This window comes from Rhizobium sp. BK591, from assembly GCF_014195045.1.
GTDB classification, from domain to species: domain Bacteria; phylum Pseudomonadota; class Alphaproteobacteria; order Rhizobiales; family Rhizobiaceae; genus Rhizobium; species Rhizobium anhuiense.
Genome location: NZ_JACIAZ010000002.1, coordinates 333,598 through 354,429, shown reverse-complemented (window position 1 = coordinate 354,429; position 20,832 = coordinate 333,598). Strand labels below are relative to the sequence as shown.

At 62.7% G+C, this 20,832-nt stretch carries 18 protein-coding genes; 16 read left to right on the top strand and 2 right to left on the bottom strand.

What is annotated here, in order from left to right; translation table 11 throughout:
• The first annotated feature begins 173 nt into the window (after positions 1–173).
• The 4 genes from FHX10_RS08755 (at position 174) to FHX10_RS08740 (ending at position 3,874) form a co-directional block, all read left to right on the top strand.
• Positions 174–1,361, top strand: a complete 1,188-nt coding sequence (locus tag FHX10_RS08755) for an acyl-CoA dehydrogenase (RefSeq protein WP_028755704.1) — start codon at positions 174–176, stop codon at positions 1,359–1,361.
• Positions 1,362–1,443: 82 nt separating this feature from the next.
• Positions 1,444–1,905, top strand: a complete 462-nt coding sequence (locus FHX10_RS08750) for a DUF4126 family protein (protein WP_047612945.1) — start codon at positions 1,444–1,446, stop codon at positions 1,903–1,905.
• The gene (locus FHX10_RS08745) at positions 1,902–3,263 is read left to right on the top strand and encodes an FAD-containing oxidoreductase (RefSeq protein ID WP_028755702.1); all 1,362 of its coding nucleotides are present in this window, start codon (positions 1,902–1,904) and stop codon (positions 3,261–3,263) included. The genes FHX10_RS08750 and FHX10_RS08745 overlap by 4 nt, the downstream gene beginning before the upstream one ends.
• 41 nt (positions 3,264–3,304) lie before the next feature.
• Positions 3,305–3,874 (top strand): DedA family protein, encoded by a 570-nt coding sequence (locus FHX10_RS08740; protein ID WP_028755701.1) that lies wholly within the window; start codon positions 3,305–3,307, stop codon positions 3,872–3,874.
• 25 nt (positions 3,875–3,899) lie between these two features.
• Here FHX10_RS08740 and FHX10_RS08735 read toward each other — a convergent pair whose 3' ends face one another.
• Positions 3,900–4,943, bottom strand: a complete 1,044-nt coding sequence (locus FHX10_RS08735; protein ID WP_028755700.1) for an NAD(P)-dependent alcohol dehydrogenase — start codon at positions 4,941–4,943, stop codon at positions 3,900–3,902.
• Positions 4,944–5,436: 493 nt separating this feature from the next.
• On the opposite strand from FHX10_RS08735, the gene FHX10_RS08730 reads away from it, so the two are divergent.
• From FHX10_RS08730 to FHX10_RS08700, 7 genes are all read left to right on the top strand, one after another.
• Positions 5,437–5,526: a K(+)-transporting ATPase subunit F gene (locus FHX10_RS08730; RefSeq protein ID WP_047614909.1), complete on the top strand. Its 90-nt coding sequence runs from the start codon at positions 5,437–5,439 to the stop codon at positions 5,524–5,526.
• Positions 5,527–5,594: 68 nt separating this feature from the next.
• The gene (gene kdpA / locus FHX10_RS08725) at positions 5,595–7,298 is read left to right on the top strand and encodes a potassium-transporting ATPase subunit KdpA (RefSeq protein ID WP_028755699.1); all 1,704 of its coding nucleotides are present in this window, start codon (positions 5,595–5,597) and stop codon (positions 7,296–7,298) included.
• A 209-nt stretch (positions 7,299–7,507) separates the two neighbouring features.
• On the top strand, positions 7,508–9,568 hold the full coding sequence (kdpB, locus tag FHX10_RS08720; RefSeq protein ID WP_028755698.1) for a potassium-transporting ATPase subunit KdpB: 2,061 nt from the start codon (positions 7,508–7,510) through the stop codon (positions 9,566–9,568).
• 36 nt (positions 9,569–9,604) lie between these two features.
• Entirely contained in the window at positions 9,605–10,174 is a 570-nt protein-coding gene (kdpC, locus tag FHX10_RS08715; protein ID WP_028755697.1) for a potassium-transporting ATPase subunit KdpC, read from the top strand.
• A 302-nt stretch (positions 10,175–10,476) separates the two neighbouring features.
• The gene (locus tag FHX10_RS08710; protein WP_097594830.1) at positions 10,477–13,185 is read left to right on the top strand and encodes a sensor histidine kinase; all 2,709 of its coding nucleotides are present in this window, start codon (positions 10,477–10,479) and stop codon (positions 13,183–13,185) included.
• Positions 13,182–13,874, top strand: coding sequence for a response regulator transcription factor (locus FHX10_RS08705; RefSeq protein ID WP_047612934.1), 693 nt, complete (start codon positions 13,182–13,184; stop codon positions 13,872–13,874). The genes FHX10_RS08710 and FHX10_RS08705 overlap by 4 nt, the downstream gene beginning before the upstream one ends.
• A gap of 56 nt (positions 13,875–13,930) precedes the next feature.
• Positions 13,931–14,386, top strand: a complete 456-nt coding sequence (locus tag FHX10_RS08700) for a PTS sugar transporter subunit IIA (RefSeq protein ID WP_028756383.1) — start codon at positions 13,931–13,933, stop codon at positions 14,384–14,386.
• Between the two features lie 50 nt (positions 14,387–14,436).
• Here the strand turns inward: FHX10_RS08700 and FHX10_RS08695 are convergent, their stop codons facing one another.
• Positions 14,437–15,453, bottom strand: a complete 1,017-nt coding sequence (locus FHX10_RS08695; RefSeq protein ID WP_028756382.1) for a porin — start codon at positions 15,451–15,453, stop codon at positions 14,437–14,439.
• A 361-nt stretch (positions 15,454–15,814) separates the two neighbouring features.
• Between FHX10_RS08695 and FHX10_RS08690 the strand changes: the two genes are divergently transcribed.
• The 5 genes from FHX10_RS08690 (at position 15,815) to FHX10_RS08670 (ending at position 20,714) form a co-directional block, all read left to right on the top strand.
• Positions 15,815–16,840: a sulfate ABC transporter substrate-binding protein gene (locus FHX10_RS08690; RefSeq protein ID WP_047612933.1), complete on the top strand. Its 1,026-nt coding sequence runs from the start codon at positions 15,815–15,817 to the stop codon at positions 16,838–16,840.
• 8 nt (positions 16,841–16,848) lie between these two features.
• The gene (cysT, locus tag FHX10_RS08685) at positions 16,849–17,706 is read left to right on the top strand and encodes a sulfate ABC transporter permease subunit CysT (protein ID WP_047612932.1); all 858 of its coding nucleotides are present in this window, start codon (positions 16,849–16,851) and stop codon (positions 17,704–17,706) included.
• Positions 17,696–18,568: a sulfate ABC transporter permease subunit CysW gene (cysW, locus tag FHX10_RS08680; RefSeq protein ID WP_047614903.1), complete on the top strand. Its 873-nt coding sequence runs from the start codon at positions 17,696–17,698 to the stop codon at positions 18,566–18,568. The genes cysT and cysW overlap by 11 nt, the downstream gene beginning before the upstream one ends.
• Positions 18,569–18,578: 10 nt before the next feature.
• Positions 18,579–19,619, top strand: coding sequence for a sulfate/molybdate ABC transporter ATP-binding protein (locus FHX10_RS08675; protein WP_047612928.1), 1,041 nt, complete (start codon positions 18,579–18,581; stop codon positions 19,617–19,619).
• Positions 19,620–19,871: 252 nt separating this feature from the next.
• Positions 19,872–20,714, top strand: a complete 843-nt coding sequence (locus tag FHX10_RS08670; protein ID WP_047614901.1) for a cell wall hydrolase — start codon at positions 19,872–19,874, stop codon at positions 20,712–20,714.
• The last annotated feature ends 118 nt before the right edge of the window (positions 20,715–20,832 follow it).

Here is a 20,832-nt window from a genome sequence, read left to right as displayed (position 1 = left end):
TTCCGCCTCCTCGTTGCAGAATCGATCGCGGGCAAAGTGGAGCATGCCGAGACTTTTGAAAAGATGGCGCGGCCCGTCTTTTCGAGACTGCCGCCTTCTGTTGACGCGGTCGGCTGGCGGGTCTATGGCCACTTAAGCGAGGCAAGCCAGAACCGGGATGAGGAGACGCGGCCATGCAGCATACGCGCGAAGTTTTCGACTGGGCCGATCCATTCCGGCTGGTGGAGCAACTGACCAGTGAAGAGCGCATGGTGCAGGACACCGCCCACGCCTATGCGCAGGAAAAGCTGGCGCCCCGGGTTCTCGACGCCTTCCGCCATGAAAAGACCGATCCCGAAATCTTCCGCGAAATGGGCGAACTCGGCCTGCTCGGCCCGACGATCTCTCCCGACTACGGCGGCGCCGGCCTCGGTTACGTCGCCTACGGCCTGATCGCCCGCGAGGTCGAACGGGTCGATAGCGGTTACCGCTCGATGATGAGCGTCCAGTCCTCACTCGTGATGGTGCCGATCGAAACCTTCGGGTCGCAGGCGCAGAAGCTGAAATACCTGCCGAAACTCGCCGCCGGCGAATGGATCGGCTGCTTCGGCCTGACCGAGCCCGATCACGGCTCCGACCCCGGCTCGATGGCGACGCGCGCCAGAAAGGTCGACGGCGGTTACAGCCTCACCGGCTCGAAGACCTGGATCTCCAACGCGCCGATCGCCGATGTCTTCGTCGTCTGGGCAAAGACCGAGGATGGGCTCATCCGCGGCTTCATCCTCGAAAAGGGCTGGAAAGGGCTTTCGGCGCCCGCCATCCACGGCAAGGTCGGCCTACGCGCGTCGATAACAGGCGAAGTGGTGATGGACAGTGTCTTCGTGCCCGCGGAAAACCTTTTGCCTGGCGTCACCGGCCTCAAGGGACCGTTCACTTGCCTGAACTCGGCCCGCTTCGGCATCGCCTGGGGCGCGCTCGGCGCGGCCGAGGATTGTTATGCGAGAGCACGGCAATATACGCTGGAGCGCAAGCAGTTCAGCCGGCCGCTTGCCGCCAACCAGCTGATCCAGAAGAAGCTCGCCGACATGGCCGCTGAGATCTCGCTCGGCCTTCAGGGCTGCCTGCGGCTCGGCCGCATGAAGGAGGAAGGCCATCCGCCGGTGGAACTGACCTCGATCCTCAAGCGCAACAGCTGCGGCAAGGCGCTGGAGATCGCGCGAGCAGCCCGCGACATGCTCGGCGGCAACGGCATCTCCGACGAATTCGGCATCGCCCGTCATCTCGTCAACCTCGAAGTGGTCAACACCTACGAGGGCACACACGACATCCACGCACTGATCATCGGCCGGGCAATCACCGGCATCGCCGCCTTTGCGAACTAGGCCGGGAAGGCGAATTGCCACGCGCCTGACAATGTGCAACTTTCCTTAATTGCGGCAAGCGCCGGCAAAAAGGGGGTCATGCATGTTTCTGCTTCTTGCATTGCTGATCGGTGTCATATCGGGCCTTCGCACCATGACCGCACCGGCCGCCGTCGCCTGGGGCGCAGCACTCGGCTGGTTCGACGTGTCGCAGACGCCGCTTGCCTTCATGGGGTACCGATGGACGCCGTGGATCTTCACGGTTCTCGCCATCGTCGAACTGATCGCCGACCAGCTGCCGTCCACGCCGTCGCGCAAGGTGCCGATGCAGTTCGGCGCCCGCATCGTTTCAGGCGCCTTGGCAGGGGCGACGATCGGCGCCGCCAGTAGCCTGCTCTTCGGCGGGCTGATCGCCGGGGTGATCGGCGCCGTCATCGGCACATATGGCGGCGCTGCCGCCCGTAGCCGGCTTGCCGCCTCGTTTGGCAAGGACCTGCCGGCGGCTCTCATCGAAGACGCCGTCGCCGTCATCGGCGCGGTACTGATCGTGGCGGCCGTGCCATGAAGAGCTTCGACGCCATCGTTATCGGCGCCGGCCAGGCCGGTCCATCGCTTGCCGCCCGCATGGTCGAAAAGGGCATGAAGGTGGCGTTGATCGAGCGCAAATTCCTCGGCGGCACCTGCGTCAATGCCGGCTGCATGCCGACGAAGACGCTGGTCGCCAGCGCCCGCGCCGCCCATGTCGCAAGAACCGGTGCCGCCTATGGCGTCAATATCCCGGGCGAGATCGCCATCGACATGAAGGTGGTCAGGGCTCGCGCCGAAACGGTGACGATGAATGCCCGCAACGGCCTGATCGGCTGGCTCGCCGGCATGGACGGCATGACGGTGGTCTACGGCCACGCCTGTTTCGAAGGCCCGAAGACCGTCAGCGTCAACGGCGACACACTGACGGCACCGCGCATCTTCCTCAACGTCGGGGCGCGGCCGGTCATCCCCGCGCTGCCGGGCATCGACGACATCGACTACCTCACCAGCACCTCGATCATCCAGCTCGACACGGTGCCGCGGCATCTCACCATCATCGGCGGCAGTTATATCGGGCTGGAATTCGCGCAGATGTATCGCCGCTTCGGCGCCGAGGTCAGCGTCATCGAGCATGGCCCGAAGCTCGCGTCGCGCGAGGACGAGGATATATCCGACGCGATCGCCGATGTGCTGCGCTCGGAGGGCATCGACATTCATACCGGCGTCAGCGACATCGCCTTCGCCAGGAGCAGCGACGGGATAACGGTCGCCACCGATTCAGCGAGGATCGATGCGAGCCATGTGCTGATCGCCACCGGCCGTAAGCCGAATACCGACGATCTCGGCCTCGATGCCGCCGGCGTCATTACCGATCAACGCGGTTTCATCACCGTCGACGACAGGCTCGCCACCAATGTCGAGGGCATCTGGGCGCTCGGCGATTGCAACGGCCACGGCGCCTTCACCCACACCTCCTACAATGATTTCGAGATTGCCGCCGCCAACCTGCTCGATGGCGACGACCGCAAGCTCTCGAGCCGCATCCCGGCCTATGCGCTCTACATCGACCCGCCGCTCGGCCGCGTCGGCATGACGGAAAAACAGGCGCGCGCTTCCGGACGCAAGATCATGGTATCGACCCGGCCGATGAGCCGAGTCGGCCGCGCCAATGAACGCGGCGAGACCAAGGGTTTCATGAAGGTGGTTGCCGATGCCGAGACAAAGGAAATCCTCGGCGCGGCGATCCTCGGCATCGAGGGCGACGAGGTGATCCACGGCCTCATCGATGCGATGAATGCGGGAACGACCTATCCCGCATTGCAATGGTCGGTGCCGATCCATCCGACGGTGTCGGAGCTGATCCCGACCCTGCTTGGGGATTTGAAGCCGGTTTAGCGGTAGAAACCCAGGGGCAAGGACGGCTGGAGGCGGACTGCGTGTCTATCGAACTGCTGATCGAGAATTACGGTCTGCTGGCCATCTTCCTGGGCGCCGCCTTCGAAGGCGAAACAGCCGCGTTTCTCGGAGGCGTGATTTCCCATCGCGGGCTGCTGACTTATGGGGCGGCGTCGCTTGCGGCAACGGCGGGCTCCTTCGCCGGCGATCAACTATGGTTCTTCGTCGGTCGTTACGCCGCGCAATGGGGCTTTGTCCGCCGGCTGATGGAAAAGCCGGCCCTGGCGCGCGCAACCGGGCTTCTGGAAAGATATCCCACCGGCTTCATCTTTGCGTTTCGTTTTCTGGTGGGGTTGCGGACAATCAGTCCGATCGTCATCGGCACGACGCGGATTCCGACCGGAAAATTCGTCGTCATGAATGCCGCAGCCGCGTTGGTGTGGGGGCAGCTGTTCACGGGGCTCGGTTATCTCTTCGGGCATGGCGTCCAACAGACATTGGGCCACCTTCCGCTTCACCGCCACCTGCTGATCGCAGTCGGAGCCGCGGCTGTCGTCGCAGCCGCGGCGCTTGCCTTTCGCAAGATGAAACTGAGTGCCAGGCACTCATAGGAGCAGACTGGGGAGCAGACTGGCTCTATTCCATCACGATCTGCAGCTTCACATCGCTTGGCCGCGCCTCGACGGCGCGATCGAACGCCTTGATCGAATCTTCGAATTTGAAGGTCTCTGATATCAGCGGCTTCAGGTCGACGCGGCCCGAGCCAAGCAGCGCGATCGACCGCTCATACTGATGCGCGTAGCGGAACACCGTCTCGATGCGGATTTCCTTGGTGGATGCCGTCGAGACGTCGAAGCCGATCGGGTTGACCGGCAGGCCGACGACGACGATGACGCCGCCCGGGCGCGGCAGCGCCATGATCGTCTCCCAAGCCTTCGGCGAACCGGAGCATTCGAAGACGACATCGGCGCCCCAGCCGTCGGTCAACCGGCCGACCTCTTCGCTCAGGTTCTGCTCGCGGATATTGACCGGAATGACGCCCTGGTATTGTGCGGCGATATCGAGCTTCGGCTGGGCGAGATCGGCAACGATCGCCCGGGCGCAGCCGCCGGCAAGCGCGGCGATCGCCACCATCGTGCCGATCGGTCCGGCGCCGAGAACGACGGCAGTATCACCAGGCGTTATCTTCGCCTTGGCTGCCGCCTGCATGCCGACGGCGAAGGGCTCGACCATGGCGCCTTCGGCAAAGCTGACATTGTCGGGCAGCTTGAAGGTGTAATTGGCGGGATGCACGACCTCCGGCGTCAGCACGCCGTGGATCGGCGGGGTCGCCCAGAAGGTCACGGCCGGGTCGATATTGTACAGGCCGAGCCGGCTTGCCTTGGAATTCGGATCGGGAATGCCGGGCTCCATGCAGACGCGGTCGCCGACTTTCAGATGCGTGACGCCGGCCCCAACCTCGACCACCGTGCCCGCCGCTTCATGGCCGAGCACCATCGGCGCGTTGACGATAAAGGGACCGATCTTGCCGTGCGTATAATAATGCACGTCCGAACCGCAGACACCAACGGTGTGGATCCGGATCTTCACCTCGCCGGGGCCGGTTTCGAGCGGCAGATCGATATCGCGAAGCGCAAGCTCATGCTGGCGCTCGAGGACAAGCGCGCGGACTTTGGTCATCGTCGGTTTCCTTCCCTAGTGGCTTGCCCATGACTCCATCGGGCAGCGTCGAAGCTGACTATAAGGCCCGAAGCCGTCCCAATTCAACCGGATTGCGAAGGCTTTTGCTCAACAAATGAAAAAATGCTCACAGCAAAGATCCAGAGCCGAGGATCGGCTCGCCCGCTGGTCCGATGGCGGTCGGCCTCGCAAGGGCATTTATAAGATTTTTATATTGACGGTCCGTCGCCCGTCTCGAACCTTTATGCCGTTCGGCTCCATATTGATGTCCGAGAGATCGAAAAGATCATCTCCACGCCAGAAAGCATGAAAGGCGACGTCCCTGGATCCGGCCTGAATCCGGATAGCGCCCTTTGTCTTGTCTGACTCCAAGAAGAACAACAGGAGTCACGATCATGATGGATATCATTCTACTCGCCACGCCGATCATATTCTTCGCGCTGTGCTTTGCCTATACCAGAGCCTGCGACAGGCTTTGACAGGAGAACCGACGATGATCCTCGACTATGTCTTGAGCGGTGCCGTAACCGTGTTTCTCACCATTTACCTCACCTACGCTCTCCTTCGCCCAGAACGCTTTTGAAGAGAACCGGCGCTTCTCGGTCGCGCATGCGCGACCTCAGATGCAGCCGGGTATTGAAAGTTTACCCCATGACCCTCAACGGATGGCTTCAGATCCTGCTTTACTGCGGGATCGTTCTTGTGCTCGTCAAACCGCTCGGCGGCTATATGACGCGTGTCTTCAACGGCGAGCGCACCCTCCTCTCACCCGTCCTCGTTCCGATCGAACGGGGACTTTACCGCATTGCCGGCACCCGCGAAGGCGAGGAGCAGCATTGGACCTCCTATGCCTTCGCCATGCTGATGTTCAACCTTCTGGGCGTCATCGTGCTTTACGCGCTGCAACGCCTGCAAGCCGGCCTTCCCTATAATCCGGCCGGCATGGCAGCCGTCCCGCCGGAGCTTTCCTTCAACACCGCCGTCAGCTTCGTCAGCAACACCAACTGGCAGAATTACGGCGGCGAAAGCACCATGTCCTATCTGACGCAGATGGCCGGCTTCACCGTCCAGAACTTCGTCTCCGCGGCGACCGGCATTGCCATTGCGCTTGCCTTCATCCGCGCCTTCTCGCGCGCCTCGGGCAAGGCCATCGGCAATTTCTGGGTCGATATGACGAGGGCCACCTTCTATGTGCTGTTGCCGATCTGCATCGTGCTGACGCTGGTCTATGTCTATCTCGGCGTGCCGCAGACGCTTGGCCCCTACGTCAATGCGACGACGCTTGAAGGCGCGCAGCAGACGATCGCCGTCGGGCCTGTCGCCTCGCAGCTTGCCATCAAGATGCTCGGCACCAATGGCGGCGGCTTCTTCAACGCCAATTCGGCCCATCCGTTCGAAAACCCCGATGCGATCTCCAACCTCATCCAGATGGTGTCGATCTTCGCGATCGGCGCGGCTTTGACCAACGTCTTCGGCCGCATGGTCGGCAATCAGCGCCAGGGCTGGGCGATCCTCGCCACGATGGGCGTCCTGTTCGTCGCCGGCGTCATCGTCACCTATTGGGCGGAAGCCGCCGGCAATCCGCTGATGCATGCCTTTGGCCTTGGCGGCGGCAATATGGAAGGCAAGGAAGTCCGCTTCGGCATCGCCCTATCCTCGCTGTTTGCGGTCATCACAACGGCCGCCTCCTGCGGCGCGGTCAACGCCATGCACGGCAGCTTCACCGCCCTTGGCGGCCTCATCCCGCTGATCAACATGCAGCTCGGCGAAGTCATTGTCGGCGGCGTCGGTGCCGGTTTTTACGGCATTCTGCTCTTCATCATCGTCGCCGTCTTCGTCGCCGGCCTGATGGTCGGCCGCACCCCGGAATATCTCGGCAAGAAGATCGAGGCGAAGGAAATGAAGATGGCCGTTCTCGCCATCCTCTGCCTGCCGCTCGCCATGCTGGTCTTCACCGCGATCGCAAGCGTCCTTCCGAGCGCAGTGGCATCGGTCGGGACTTCCGGTCCGCACGGCTTCTCCGAAATCCTCTATGCCTATACGTCGGCTGCGGCCAACAACGGCTCGGCTTTCGGCGGCCTGACCGGCAATACGCCCTGGTACAACATCACCCTTGGCCTCGGCATGCTGATGGGCCGCTTCCTGGTCATCATCCCGGCTCTTGCCATTGCCGGTTCGCTGATCGCCAAGAAGTCGGTTCCGGCCTCGGCGGGCACCTTCCCCACGGATGGTCCGCTCTTCGTCGGCCTGCTCGTCGGCACGATCCTGATCGTCGGCGGCCTGACCTTCTTCCCGGCCTTGGCCCTTGGCCCCATCGTCGAGCACCTGGTCATGATCGCCAGTCAGACCTTCTGAGGTGATGCCATGATCCTCCGTCACAGGCTTCGCAATGCCTTCCACCCACGTCCCGGTGCGCCGGGACGTGGGAATGGTCCGGGGCCCCAGGCCTCCGACATCATCCTGGTGATGATGGCAGGCCTCCTCGTTATCGCCGCCATCTTCAAAATCCTACAGGGCTGACCGGCTTCCGGTTCGCCATCCTCGTTTCAAAGCTGGAGTCTCTTATGAGCCAGGCAAAATCCGCGAGCATCATGGATTCTCGCATCCTCATTCCGGCCGTGAGCGCCGCTTTCAAAAAGCTCAACCCCCGGGCGCTTGCCAGAAATCCGGTCATGTTTGTCGTCGCCACGGTTTCGGTGCTGACAACCGTGCTTTTCCTGCGCGATCTTGTGGCCGGCAACGGCAATCTCGGCTTCTCGTTCCAGATCAATCTCTGGCTCTGGTTCACCGTGCTGTTTGCCAATTTCGCCGAAGCCGTCGCCGAAGGCCGCGGCAAGGCGCAGGCGGATTCGCTGCGCAAGGCGCGCACCGAAACCCAGGCCAAGCTGCTGACCGCCAATAATGGCAGCGGCTACCGCATGGTGCCGGGCACCAGCCTCAAGGTCGGCGACGTCGTGCTGGTCGAGGCCGGCGACATCATCCCGTCTGACGGCGAGGTTATCGAAGGCGTGGCCTCCGTCAACGAAGCGGCGATAACAGGCGAATCCGCCCCGGTTATTCGCGAATCGGGCGGCGATCGCTCGGCGGTCACAGGCGGTACGCAGGTGCTGTCCGATTGGATCCGCGTGCGCATCACCGCCGCGGCCGGTTCGACCTTCCTCGACCGGATGATCGCCCTGGTCGAAGGTGCCGAGCGTCAGAAGACCCCGAACGAGATCGCGCTCAACATCCTGCTCGCCGGCATGACGCTGATCTTCGTGCTTGCGACGGCGACGATCCCGAGCTTTGCCATCTATGCCGGCGGCTCAATCCCGATCATCGTGCTGGTCGCCCTCTTCGTGACGCTGATCCCGACGACGATCGGCGCACTGTTGTCGGCGATCGGCATTGCCGGCATGGACCGCCTCGTCCGTTTCAACGTGCTCGCCATGTCCGGCCGTGCCGTCGAAGCCGCCGGCGACGTCGACACGCTGCTGCTCGACAAGACCGGCACGATCACGCTCGGCAATCGCCAGGCGACGACCTTCCGCCCGGTTCGCGGCGTTTCCGAACAGGATCTCGCCGATGCCGCCCAGCTCGCCTCGCTTGCCGACGAAACGCCGGAAGGCCGCTCCATCGTCGTGCTCGCCAAGGAAAAATACGCGATCCGCGGCCGCGACATGGCAAGCCTGAAGGCCACCTTCGTACCCTTCACCGCCCAGACCAGGATGAGCGGCGTCGATCTCGAAGGCTCTTCGATCCGCAAGGGCGCCGTCGATGCCCTGCTCGCCTATGTCAACGGCGACGCACCTTCGAAGAACGGCAGCGAAGTCATGCGCGAATTGCAATCGATATCAGACGAGGTCGCCAAATCAGGCGGCACGCCGCTGGCAGTCGCCCGCGACGGCCGGCTGCTCGGCGTCATCCAGCTGAAGGATATCGTCAAGGGCGGCATCCGCGAGCGCTTCACGGAACTCCGCCGCATGGGCATCCGCACCGTGATGATCACCGGCGACAACCCGCTGACGGCAGCCGCCATCGCCGCCGAAGCCGGTGTCGACGACTTCCTTGCCCAGGCAACGCCCGAGATGAAGCTGGCGCTGATGCGCGAGGAACAGTCGAAGGGCAAGCTCGTCGCCATGTGCGGCGACGGCACCAACGATGCGCCGGCCCTTGCCCAGGCCGACGTCGGCGTCGCCATGAACACCGGCACGGTTGCCGCCCGCGAGGCCGGCAACATGGTCGATCTCGACTCGGACCCGACGAAGCTCATCGAGATCGTCGAGATCGGCAAACAGCTGCTGATGACGCGCGGCGCGCTGACGACGTTTTCGATCGCCAACGACATCGCCAAGTACTTCGCCATCATCCCGGCGATGTTCCTGACCTTCTACCCGCAGCTCGGCATCCTGAACGTCATGGGACTTTCGACGCCGCAAAGCGCCATCCTCTCGGCGATCATCTTCAATGCGCTGATCATCATTGCCTTGATCCCGCTGTCGCTGAAGGGTGTTCGCTACCGTCCGATCGGCGCCGGCGCGCTGCTGTCGCGCAACCTGCTGATCTACGGCCTCGGCGGCATCATCGTCCCCTTCATCGGCATCAAGGCGATCGACATGGCCGTCGCAGCCCTCGGCCTGGCCTAACAAAATTGGCCTGAAACAATCCAAGGAGTCAGAACAATGTTGAAAGAACTTCGTCCGGCGGTCGTCATGATTGTCGCCACCACCGCCATAACAGGCCTTCTCTATCCGCTCGCCATGACTGGCGCCGTCCAGGCCCTCTTCCCAACCCAGGCAAACGGCAGCTTGGTCGAGAAGAACGGCCAGGTGATCGGCTCGACGCTGATAGGCCAGGCCTTCACCAGCGACAAGTATTTCCACGGTCGCCCGTCGGCCGCCGGCGACGGCTACAATGCCGCCGCCTCCAGCGGCTCGAACCTCGGCCCGACCAGCCAGAAGCTGATCGACCGCGTCAAGAGCGATTATGAGGCCGCCAAGGCGGCAAACCCGAGCGCGGCGGTACCGGCCGACCTCGTCACCGCTTCGGGCAGCGGCCTCGATCCCCATATTTCGCCGGAGGCCGCCTATTTCCAGGTGCCGCGCGTCGCCAAAGCGCGAAGCCTGGATGAGGCCAGGGTCAAGGCGTTGGTCGATGGCGCCGTTCAAGGCCGCGAGCTCGGCCTTCTCGGCGAACCCACTGTCAATGTTCTGGCGTTGAACCAGAGCCTTGATGCTTCTATGACTGAGTGAGGGTTGGCAGGTTCAGTGCCGGTTTGGCAACAAGGTCAACCCCATCCTCCGTCATCCTCGGGCTCGACCCGAGGATCCATGCCGCAGCTAACGGTGGATGCGGCTGTGGATGCTCGGCTCAAGACCGAGCATGACGGAGGATGGGGCGGGCGTAACGCACCACTTACGGCGCAGACATTTGTGTCAGGAATGCCATCCGCCAGCTGAGCCAAACCATGCCGGCACCTCGGCTAAACTGAGTTGACGAGGGATACGGAGACGTAACGCATTCTCGGTGGCCATCTGCAGAAAGACCGAACTACATGCCAGACGACAATCGCGACCAGGCCGGCAGGCCCTCGCCCGATGCGCTTCTCGAAAAAGCCAGGGCGGAGTCGCGTGGCCGTCTGAAGATTTTTCTGGGTGCCGCGCCCGGCGTCGGCAAGACTTACGAGATGCTGATCTCGGGCCGGGCCAAGATCGCCGACGGTCTCGATGTCGTCATCGGTGTCGTCGAGACCCACGGCCGCAAGGAGACCGAAGCCCTCGTCGCCGGTTTTGAGATCGTTCCCCGCGTCGAAATCAGCTACAAGGGCCGGCCGCTTGAGGAAATGGATCTCGACGGTATCCTCGCCCGCCGGCCCAATCTCGTATTGGTCGACGAACTCGCCCATACTAATGCCGAGGGCAGCCGCCATCCAAAGCGTTACCTCGACGTCAAGGAACTGCTCGATCGCGGCATCGACGTCTATACGACGCTGAACATCCAGCATGTCGAGAGCCTGAACGACGTCGTCTCGCAGATCACCCGCATACGCGTGCGCGAGACGGTGCCGGACTCGATCATCGACCTTGCCGACGACGTCGAGATCATCGACCTGACGCCGGATGATCTGATCAAGCGCCTGCAGGACGGCAAGGTTTATGTGCCACGCACCGCCGAGCGGGCGCTGACCAATTATTTCACGCCGGGCAATCTGACGGCGCTCAGGGAACTGGCGCTGCGCAAAACCGCCCAGCGCGTCGACGACCAGTTGCTCACGCACATGCAGGCCCATGCCATATCGGGCCCCTGGGCGGCGGGCGAACGCGTTCTCGTCTCGGTCGACCACCATCCGCGCTCCGCCTCGCTGGTGCGCTACGCCGCCCGCATGGCCTCGCGGCTGCGCGCGCCCTGGGCCGCCGTCTATATCGAGACCAACCGCTCGATCAATCTCACCGAGGCCGAGCGCGATACCGTTGCATCCACGCTGCGTCTTGCCGAGCAGCTCGGCGGTGAAGCGATCACCCTTCCCGGCCGCGAGGTGGCCGAAGAACTCGTCCGCCACGCCACCGCCAACAACGTCACCCATATCGTCATCGGCGCCCCTAAGAAGCCGACATGGCGCGACTGGTGGCATCGCTCGATCACCGACGAACTGATCCGCAAGACCGGCGAGATCAGCGTCCATGTCATTTCAGGCAATGAGAAGGACGGCACCACCGCGCGCGGCGTCAGGGCGGCCGCCACGGCGCCGGAACTGGATTTCAAGGCCTACCTGCTGGCGACCGGTTATGTCGCCATCGCGCTCGGCGTCAGCGTCGTGCTCGACCAGGTACTCGACGTGCGCAACCTCGCCCTCGTCTTCCTGATGGCGGTGCTGACCTCCGCCGTCCTCCATGGACTGCGGCCGGCGCTTTACAGCTGCATCCTCAGCGCTCTATCCTTCAACTTCTTCTTTCTGCCGCCGCGCTACACGCTGACGATCAGTGATCCGGAAAGCGTGCTGGCCCTGTTCTTCTTCCTGGGCGTCGCCATCATCGCCAGCAATCTGACCGCCACCGTGCAGCGCCAGGCGGCGTCCGCGCGCCAGCGGGCGCGCACGACGGAGGATCTCTATCTCTTCTCCAAGAAACTCGCCGGCACCGGCACGCTCGACGATGTGCTCTGGGCGACCGCCTTCCAGCTTGCCTCGATGCTGAAGGTCCGCGTCGTGCTGCTGCTGCCGGAAGACGGCACGATCGCCGTCAAGGCCGGTTATCCGCCCGACGACACGCTCGACGATGCCGACATCGCCGCCGCCCGCTGGGCCTGGGAGCACAATCACGCTGCCGGCCGCGGCGCCGATACCCTGCCCGGCGCCAAACGCCTCTACGTGCCGCTCCGAACCGGGCGCGCCGCCGTCGGCGTCATCGGCCTCGACAGCGACCGCCGCGACGGTCCGCTGCTGACGCCGGAGCAGCAGCGGCTGCTCGATGCGCTGGCCGACCAGGCAGCCCTTGCCATCGAACGCGTCCAGCTCGTCGCCGATGTCGACCGGGCAAGACTTGCGGCCGAAGCCGACCGGCTGCGCTCGGCTCTGCTGACCTCGATCTCGCACGATCTGAAGACACCGCTTGCCGCCATCCTCGGCGCCGCCGGCACGCTGCGTGACTATTTCGACTCGATGCCGGTGGAGGACCGCAGCGACCTGCTGTCGACCGTCGTCGACGAATCCGAGCGCCTCAACCGCTTCATCGCCAACCTGCTCGACATGACCAAGATCGAATCCGGCGCGATGGAGCCGAACCATGCGCTGCATTATGCCGGCGATATCATCGGCAGCGCGCTGCGCCGTGCCGCCAAGATCCTCGACGGCCACAAGACCGAGATGAGCATTCCCGCCAACCTCCCGATGGTGCGCGTCGATCCCGTCCTGTTCGAGCAGGTGATCTTCAACCTGCTCGACAATGCCGCGAAATACGCGCCCGAGGGATCGGTGATCCATATCGAGGGCTGGGCCGATGCCGACAACGTCGTCATCCAGGTTTCGGACGAGGGCCCGGGCATCCCACCGGCCGATCTCACCCGAGTCTTCGATACCTTCTACCGCGTGCGCAAGGGCGATCAGGTGCGCGCCGGCACCGGGCTTGGCCTTTCCATCTGCCGCGGCTTCATCGAGGCGATGGGCGGCACGATCACCGCCGGCAACCGGACGGGCCGTCCGGGCGCCGTCTTCACCATCCGCCTGCCGAAACCCAACGACATTCCGAAACTGGACGAACTCAGATGACCGGTTCAGCCGTCAAAATCCTCGTCGTCGACGACGAGCCTCCGATCCGCAAGCTGCTCCGCGTCGGCCTGACCGCGCAGGGTTACGAGGTGCACGAAGCCCCGAACGCCAGCGCCGCCCGGCAGTCGGTCGCCGACGACATGCCCGACCTTATCGTGCTCGACCTCGGCCTGCCCGACAAATCAGGCCACGACCTCTTACAGGACTGGCGCGACGAAGGGCTTTCCATGCCCGTCGTGATCCTGTCCAGCCGCACCGACGAGGCCGGCATCGTCAAGGCGCTGGAAAGCGGCGCCGACGATTACGTCACCAAGCCCTTCGGCATCAACGAGCTCGGCGCCCGCATCCGCGTGGCGTTGCGCCATCGCCTGCAGCAGCAAGGCGAAAAGGCGATCTTCCAGACCGGCGGCCTGTCGATCGATCTCGTCAAGCGCATCGTCAAGGTCGACGGCAACGAAATAAAATTGTCGCCGAAGGAATACGACATCCTGCGCGTGCTCGCCCAGCACGCCGGCAAGGTGCTGACACACCAGTTTCTTCTGAAGCAGGTATGGGGGCCGGCGGCGGATGTGCAGTATCTGCGCGTCTACGTCCGGCAGCTGCGGCAAAAGGTCGAGCAGATTCCCGACCAGCCGCACTATATCACCACCGAGACCGGCGTCGGCTACCGGCTCAGGGAACCGGATTGACCTCCCCTGCCTCCCGCTGCCCGAACAGTATTGAGCCGAACAGCATTGAGAATGACATGAATCTTCCCAACATCATCCGGCCGGAACACACCTTCATCGGGGTGTCGGCGCCGACCAAATGGCGCGCGCTGCAGACCATTGCGGACAAGGCGGCCAAGGCTTTTTCCGTCGACGGCCAGACCATCCTGAAGGCGCTCGAAGCGCGTGAAAAGCTCGGCTCCACCGGCATCGGCAACGGCATCGCCATTCCCCATGCGGCAATCGACGGCATGACCAGCCCGCGCGGCCTTCTCCTCCGCTTCGCCCAGCCGCTGGATTTCGAAGCGATCGACGATATTGCGACGGACATCGCCGTCGTGCTGCTCTTCGGGGAAAACAATCGCGGCGAATATCTGAACGTGCTGTCCGCCATCGCCAGGCGGCTGCAATCGGACGGCGTGCTTGCCGCCATGCGCAAGGCAAGAACGGTCGACGAATTCTATTCCGATTTCATCGCCGATTCCCGGGTGTGAAAAAGGCGCGACCTTCGGGCCGCGCCCCATTTGTCTGCAATCAGACGATCTTAGAAATCGCGCTGGAAGCGCAGGAAGCCGAACACTTCGTCGTCGCCTTCGTCCTCATCGTGATATTGTACGCTGAGCTTCGAACGCAGGTCTTCGACGATCTGATAGTCGATCGTGACACCTGTGGTGTAGGCGCTGCCGCCGGTGAAGCCATTGCCGTCAGCTTCGAGAGCGATGTTTTCGAAGTACTGGAAGCCGGGGGTGACCGACCACTTGTCGTTGATCTTCAGGGCGTATTCTGCTGCGATCGTCCATTCGGACTCTTCGTAGTAGTAGTTGGCGCCGCTCGCCCATACGCCGGCAATGCCGAGCGTGCCAGGGCCGATATCGGCATAGACGATGCCGCGGACAGCGACTTCGCTGGTGTCGGTGTCATAACCGGCAAGCAGGTAGGCGCTGATGGCGCCGGCCTTGTAGGAGACCTGGCCTGCGACACCGAAGTTGTTCGGGCCTTCGCCCGGCTTGGTGGCGTAGTCGTCTTCCAGCTCGTCGACCGAAATGCCGGCCGCGAAAGCGCCGGACTCATACTGATAACGGATCGAGTTATGGGTCGTCTCGTTGCTGGCGAGCGTATCGGTCTCGCCGCTCATGTCGTCATCCCACCAGCTGTACAGCTTACCGACGCGGAAGCCGGCGATGTCGAGATAGCCTTCGTCAAGCAAGGCTTCCTGGTCGGAGGCATTGTCGACATTGTAACGCAGGGTGATGACGCCGGTGAGCGTACCGTACTCGGTGTCGTTCTTGGCCTGGAAGGTGACCTGACCGCGAGTCCAGAAGTTTACGTCGGAATCGCCAGCTATGTCGTCACCGAAACGCACTTCGGTACGGATGTAACCGCCGATCGAAAGGCATGTTTCCGTCCCCGGAATATAAAAATAGCCGGTCCCGTAGGCGTCGCAAACGCGAACATATTCCACGGGCTCGGGTTCCGCCGCCACGATGGCGTCGGCTGCGCGGGCTCCGGAGGCCGCGGCAAGGGCGGCAACGGAGGCAAAAAGCATAGTTCTGATATTCATTTTGAATGGCCCTAACAGGTTTGGAATGCGAGGCGCACTTCAAGGGTTGCCCCCGCGTAGCGGCCGGTGAATACGACCGCACGGAGGCCATATAGGAATCCGCAAGTGTCATCGCGGCAAAATCCAGGCAAAAATCTGCCGGACCATGTCGTTTTCGTGGAGGAACTGTGGCGAAAAAAACACGGTCCTGCCGCGCGGCCGTAGCTGACCCCATTGGCCGCGGCCAACTTCGGCACGTCCATTTCCAAATTGCCCCTTAAATGGAATGACATTCTAACGGCAGTGCCGGAACCGGAAGAACCTTCGTTTCATTATACGACTGACTTGATAGTGTTTAGGCACAAACACGGAGGGTTCCCCAATGCAGACACAACGGCTCACCCGGCTCATCGCAGCCGCGGTCATGGCAGGCAGCTTCGCAATCGGGAGCATCGCTCCTGCATTCGCGGATCAGACGCTTCTTAACGTTTCCTACGATCCGACCCGCGAATTGTATAAGGATTTCAACGCCGCCTTTGCCGCCAAGTGGCAGAAGGACACCGGTGAAACCGTGACGATCCAGGCATCGCATGGCGGCTCCGGCGCGCAGGCCCGCTCCGTCATCGACGGCCTCGACGCCGATGTCGTCACCCTGGCTCTCGAAGGCGATATCGACGCCATCGCAAAGAAGACCGGCAAGATCCCGGCCGACTGGAAGTCCAAACTGCCCAACAATTCAACGCCCTATACGTCGACGATCGTCTTCCTGGTCCGCAAAGGCAACCCGAAGGGCATCAAGGATTGGGGCGACCTGATCAAGGACGACGTGCAGGTCATCACCCCGAACCCGAAGACCTCGGGCGGCGCCCGCTGGAACTTCCTGGCCGCCTGGGCATGGGCCAAGCAGGCGAATGGCGGCGACGACGCCAAGGCGCAGGAATATGTGACGAAACTGCTGCAGCACGTTCCGGTTCTCGATACCGGCGCCCGCGGCGCGACGACCACCTTCGTCCAGCGCGGCCTCGGCGACGTGCTGCTCGCCTGGGAAAACGAAGCCTATCTTTCGCTTGAAGAGCTCGGTCCCGACCAGTTCGAGATCGTAACGCCGGCCTTCTCCATCCGCGCCGACCCGCCGGTCGCCGTCGTCGACGGCAATGTCGACAAGAAGGGCACGCGCAAGGTCGCCGAAGCCTATCTCAACTACCTCTATTCGGACGAGGGCCAGAAGATCGCCGCCAAGCACTTCTACCGGCCGATCAAGCCTGAGGCCGCCGATCCGGCCGACATTGCCCGCTTTCCGAAGCTGACGCTGGCGACCATCGACGACTTCGGCGGCTGGAAGGACGCACAGCCGAAATTCTTCGGCGATGGCGGCGTATTTGACCAAATCTACAAGCCGGCCCAATAATAGACTTCATGAAAGCACATAGCCCCACGCGGTGGCGGTTCAAGCGGCCGAGTGTCATTCCGGGTTTCGGAATGGCGCTCGGCCTTACCTTGACCTGGCTCACCCTTCTGATCCTCATCCCGCTCTCGGGCCTTGCCGTCCGCTCGAGCGCGCTCGGCTGGGAGCAATTCTGGTCGATCGCGTTCGATCAGCGCATATTGAACGCGCTGCGCATCAGCTTCGGCAGCGCCTTCATTGCCGCGACCATCAACGCCATCTTTGGCATCATCCTTGCCTGGGTGCTGGTGCGCTACCGTTTCCCCGGCAAGCGCGTCATCGATGCCATGGTCGACCTGCCCTTCGCGCTGCCGACCGCCGTCGCCGGCATCGCATTGGCGGCGCTCTATGCGCCGAATGGCTGGGTCGGCCAGTTTCTGACGCCGCTCGGTATCAAGATCGCCTTTACGCCGGCCGGCATCGTCGTGGCGCTGATCTTCGTCGGCCTGCCCTTCGTGGTGCGCACCGTGCAGCCGGTCATGGAGGAAATCGACAAGGAAGTGGAGGAAGCCGCAGCAACGCTCGGCGCCAACCGCTTCCAGACGATTTTCCGCGTGTTGCTGCCGGGGCTGGCGCCTGCCGTGCTCACCGGCTTCGCGCTCGCCTTTGCCCGCGGCGTCGGCGAATACGGCTCGGTGATCTTCATCGCCGGCAACCTGCCGTTCAAATCGGAGATCGCGCCGCTGCTGATCATCATCAAACTCGAAGAGTATAATTACGCGGCAGCGACCGGCATTGCGGCAATCATGCTGGTGATCTCGTTCGCCATGCTGCTCGTCATCAACCTCATCCAGAGCTGGAGCAGGCGGAGGTACGGCTATGGCGCTTGATGCGACCGTTCAACCCGCGAAGCTGCGTTCGGTGACCACCGAAAACAGGATCGCGCGCTTCACCCTGATCGCCATCTCGTTGATCTTCCTGCTGCTGATCCTGCTTCTGCCGCTTGCAGCCGTCTTCGTCGAGGCCTTCCGCAAGGGGCCTGCCCCCTTCTTCCAGGCGCTCGCCGATACCGAGACCTTCTCGGCGATTCGCCTGACGCTGATCGTTGCCGGCGTCAGCGTGCCGCTCAACCTCATCTTCGGGGTTGCCGCCGCCTGGGCGATCGCCAAGTTCGAGTTCAAGGGCAAGGCCTTCCTGACGACGCTGATCGACCTGCCCTTCTCGGTCTCGCCCGTCATATCCGGTCTGGTCTTCGTTCTGCTGTTCGGCTCCAGCACCTGGCTCGGCCAGTGGTTCAGCGCGCACGACATCAAGATCCTGTTTGCGGTGCCGGGATTGATCCTCGCGACGATGTTCGTCACCTTCCCCTTCGTCGCCCGCGAACTGATCCCGCTGATGCAGGAACAGGGAACGGCCGACGAGGAGGCAGCCCTTTCGCTCGGCGCCAGCGGCTGGCAGACCTTCTGGTACGTGACGCTGCCGAATATCAAATGGGGCCTGCTCTACGGCGTGCTGCTCTGCAACGCCCGCGCCATGGGCGAATTCGGCGCCGTCTCGGTGGTGTCGGGCCACATCCGCGGCCAGACGAATACCATGCCGCTGCAGGTGGAGATTCTCTACAACGAGTATAATTTCACCGGTGCTTTTGCCGTCGCCACGCTTTTGGCCTTGCTCGCGCTCTTGACTCTTGTTTTGAAGACGCTGCTGGAAATGCGCTATAGCGCTGAAATCGCCGCCAGCCGGCGGCACTGAAGGATTTGGAATGGAAGTACGCGTTCAAAACATTCGCAAGGAATTCGATCGCTTTCCGGCGCTGCACGATGTCTCGCTCGACATCCGCTCCGGCGAGCTGATCGCACTGCTCGGCCCTTCGGGCTCCGGCAAGACGACATTGCTGCGCCTGATCGCCGGCCTGGAAAGCCCGACCGAGGGACTGATCTTCTTCGGTGACGAGGATGCCTCGAAGAAATCGGTGCAGCAGCGCAATATCGGCTTCGTCTTCCAGCATTATGCTCTGTTCCGCTACATGACGGTGCTCGAAAACGTCTCCTTCGGTTTGAAGGTCAGAAGCGGTGCGCGGCGGCCGCCTAAGGCCGACATTCGCCGGCGGGCACTGGAACTGCTCGAACTCGTCCAGCTTTCCGGCCTTGAGAAACGTTATCCGGCGCAGCTTTCCGGCGGCCAGCGCCAGCGCGTGGCGCTCGCCCGCGCCATGGCCGTCGAGCCGAACGTGCTGCTGCTCGACGAACCCTTCGGCGCGCTCGATGCCCAGGTGCGCAAGGACTTGCGCAAGTGGCTGCGCGAGATCCACGACCGCACCGGACACACCACCGTCTTCGTCACCCACGACCAGGACGAGGCGCTGGAGCTTGCCGACCGCGTCGTCGTCATGAGCCAGGGGGCGATCGAACAGGTCGGCACGCCGGACCAGGTCTACGACAATCCGAATTCTCCCTTCGTCTTCGGCTTCATCGGCCAGTCGAACTGTCTGCAGGTCGAGATATCGGACGGCGACATCCGCTTCGACGGCCGCTCGCTCGGCCTCAATGCCGAGGGCGAACCGGATGGCGCGGCGCAGCTCTACTTCCGCCCGCATGACGTCAGGCTCTGCGAATCAGCTGAAAACTGCATCGCCGGCCAGCCGGTCTCCAGCCGCCGCGTGGCGGGCACCCGCCATATCGAACTCGATATCGGCAACGACCGCCCGCATATCGAGATCGAGCTGCCGCCGAGCGAGGCGGAAAGACTCGACCGCAACCGCGTGGCCTTCAAGCCGACCCGCTGGAAGCTGTTCCGCAGTTGATGGAGATTATTCCGCGCGTCTTTTTAGGCCGCGCAAACGGCGCTGTAACCTTTTGAGTTGCTGCATAATTCCTTAATTTTCAGGAATTATGCAGCAGGCGGCATCGGGGCTTATCGCCGAAGTCGCACATGGCGAGAGTCCTTCAGGCTTTTTGTGATCTAAGGTTGTTTGTATTTCAGTCATATGACGAGTAAAAGATTTTGCGCGTTAATCATAAAGGGCTGGACTAATCCCGATAGGAGGCACCTGGCGTTGAGGGCGGAGATTTCCTTTGGAAAATCCCTGATCGGGATTTTGTTCGTAGGACTGGCAGCCGCAGGCTGCACGACGACATCGAAACCGGCGGCAACGGCGGCGAAGACCACGACGAAGCAGGTTCAAACCGCAAAGGTCACCTTCAATTATACGGCCAAGGATCGCGAGTGCCTGCAGCGCGCCATGTATTTCGAATCGCAGCATTCGGATGAGGACGGCTACATGGCTGTCGGGACCGTTGTCATGAACAGGCTCACCTCAGGCGCCTATCCCACGTCCATCTGCGGTATCGTGGCCCAGAAAAGGCAGTTCGCGCCCGGCGTGATGACTCGCGAAGTCAAGCCGCAAGCGGAAACGGAGCTTGCCAGCGCGGCGGATGCGATCCTTATCAAGGGCGCGCGCCATCCGGCGGTGAAGGATGCGATGTTCTTCCACACCGAAGGGCTGAAATTCCCCTACGACAACATGCATTATGTGACGGTCGCCGGCGGCAACGCCTTCTACGAGAAGCGCGATTCCAACGGCATGCTTGAAACGCCGCCGCCGCTGCCCTCCTACGAGGTGGCAATGAATTATGTGCCTGGCGAAAGCATGCTGCCGCCGCAATTCGAGGCGCTGATCCCTTCGGCCGTTCCCGTTCCTCTGCCAGCTCCCGACCCCATGGCCACGGCGAGCACGGCGTCGATGCAGATCACGGCGCCGGTGACTTCTCCGGGGCCGGCACCGTCAATCGAGCCCGAGCCGGGAATGCCGATTGCAATCCCCATTCCCCGCCCGGCCTATGACAGCGTGATGCTGCGCGAAAGCCTGCCGGCGAATGTCGCTAAACCCGCCATTTGAGAACTGCCCATAGCGCCGTGCGTCCTTTCGGACGCACAAAGGACGCACTGACACTTTCACCGCTCGCATCGTGCTTTCAAAAATCGATTCCGATTTTCGCGCCGATGCGCTGGAGGCA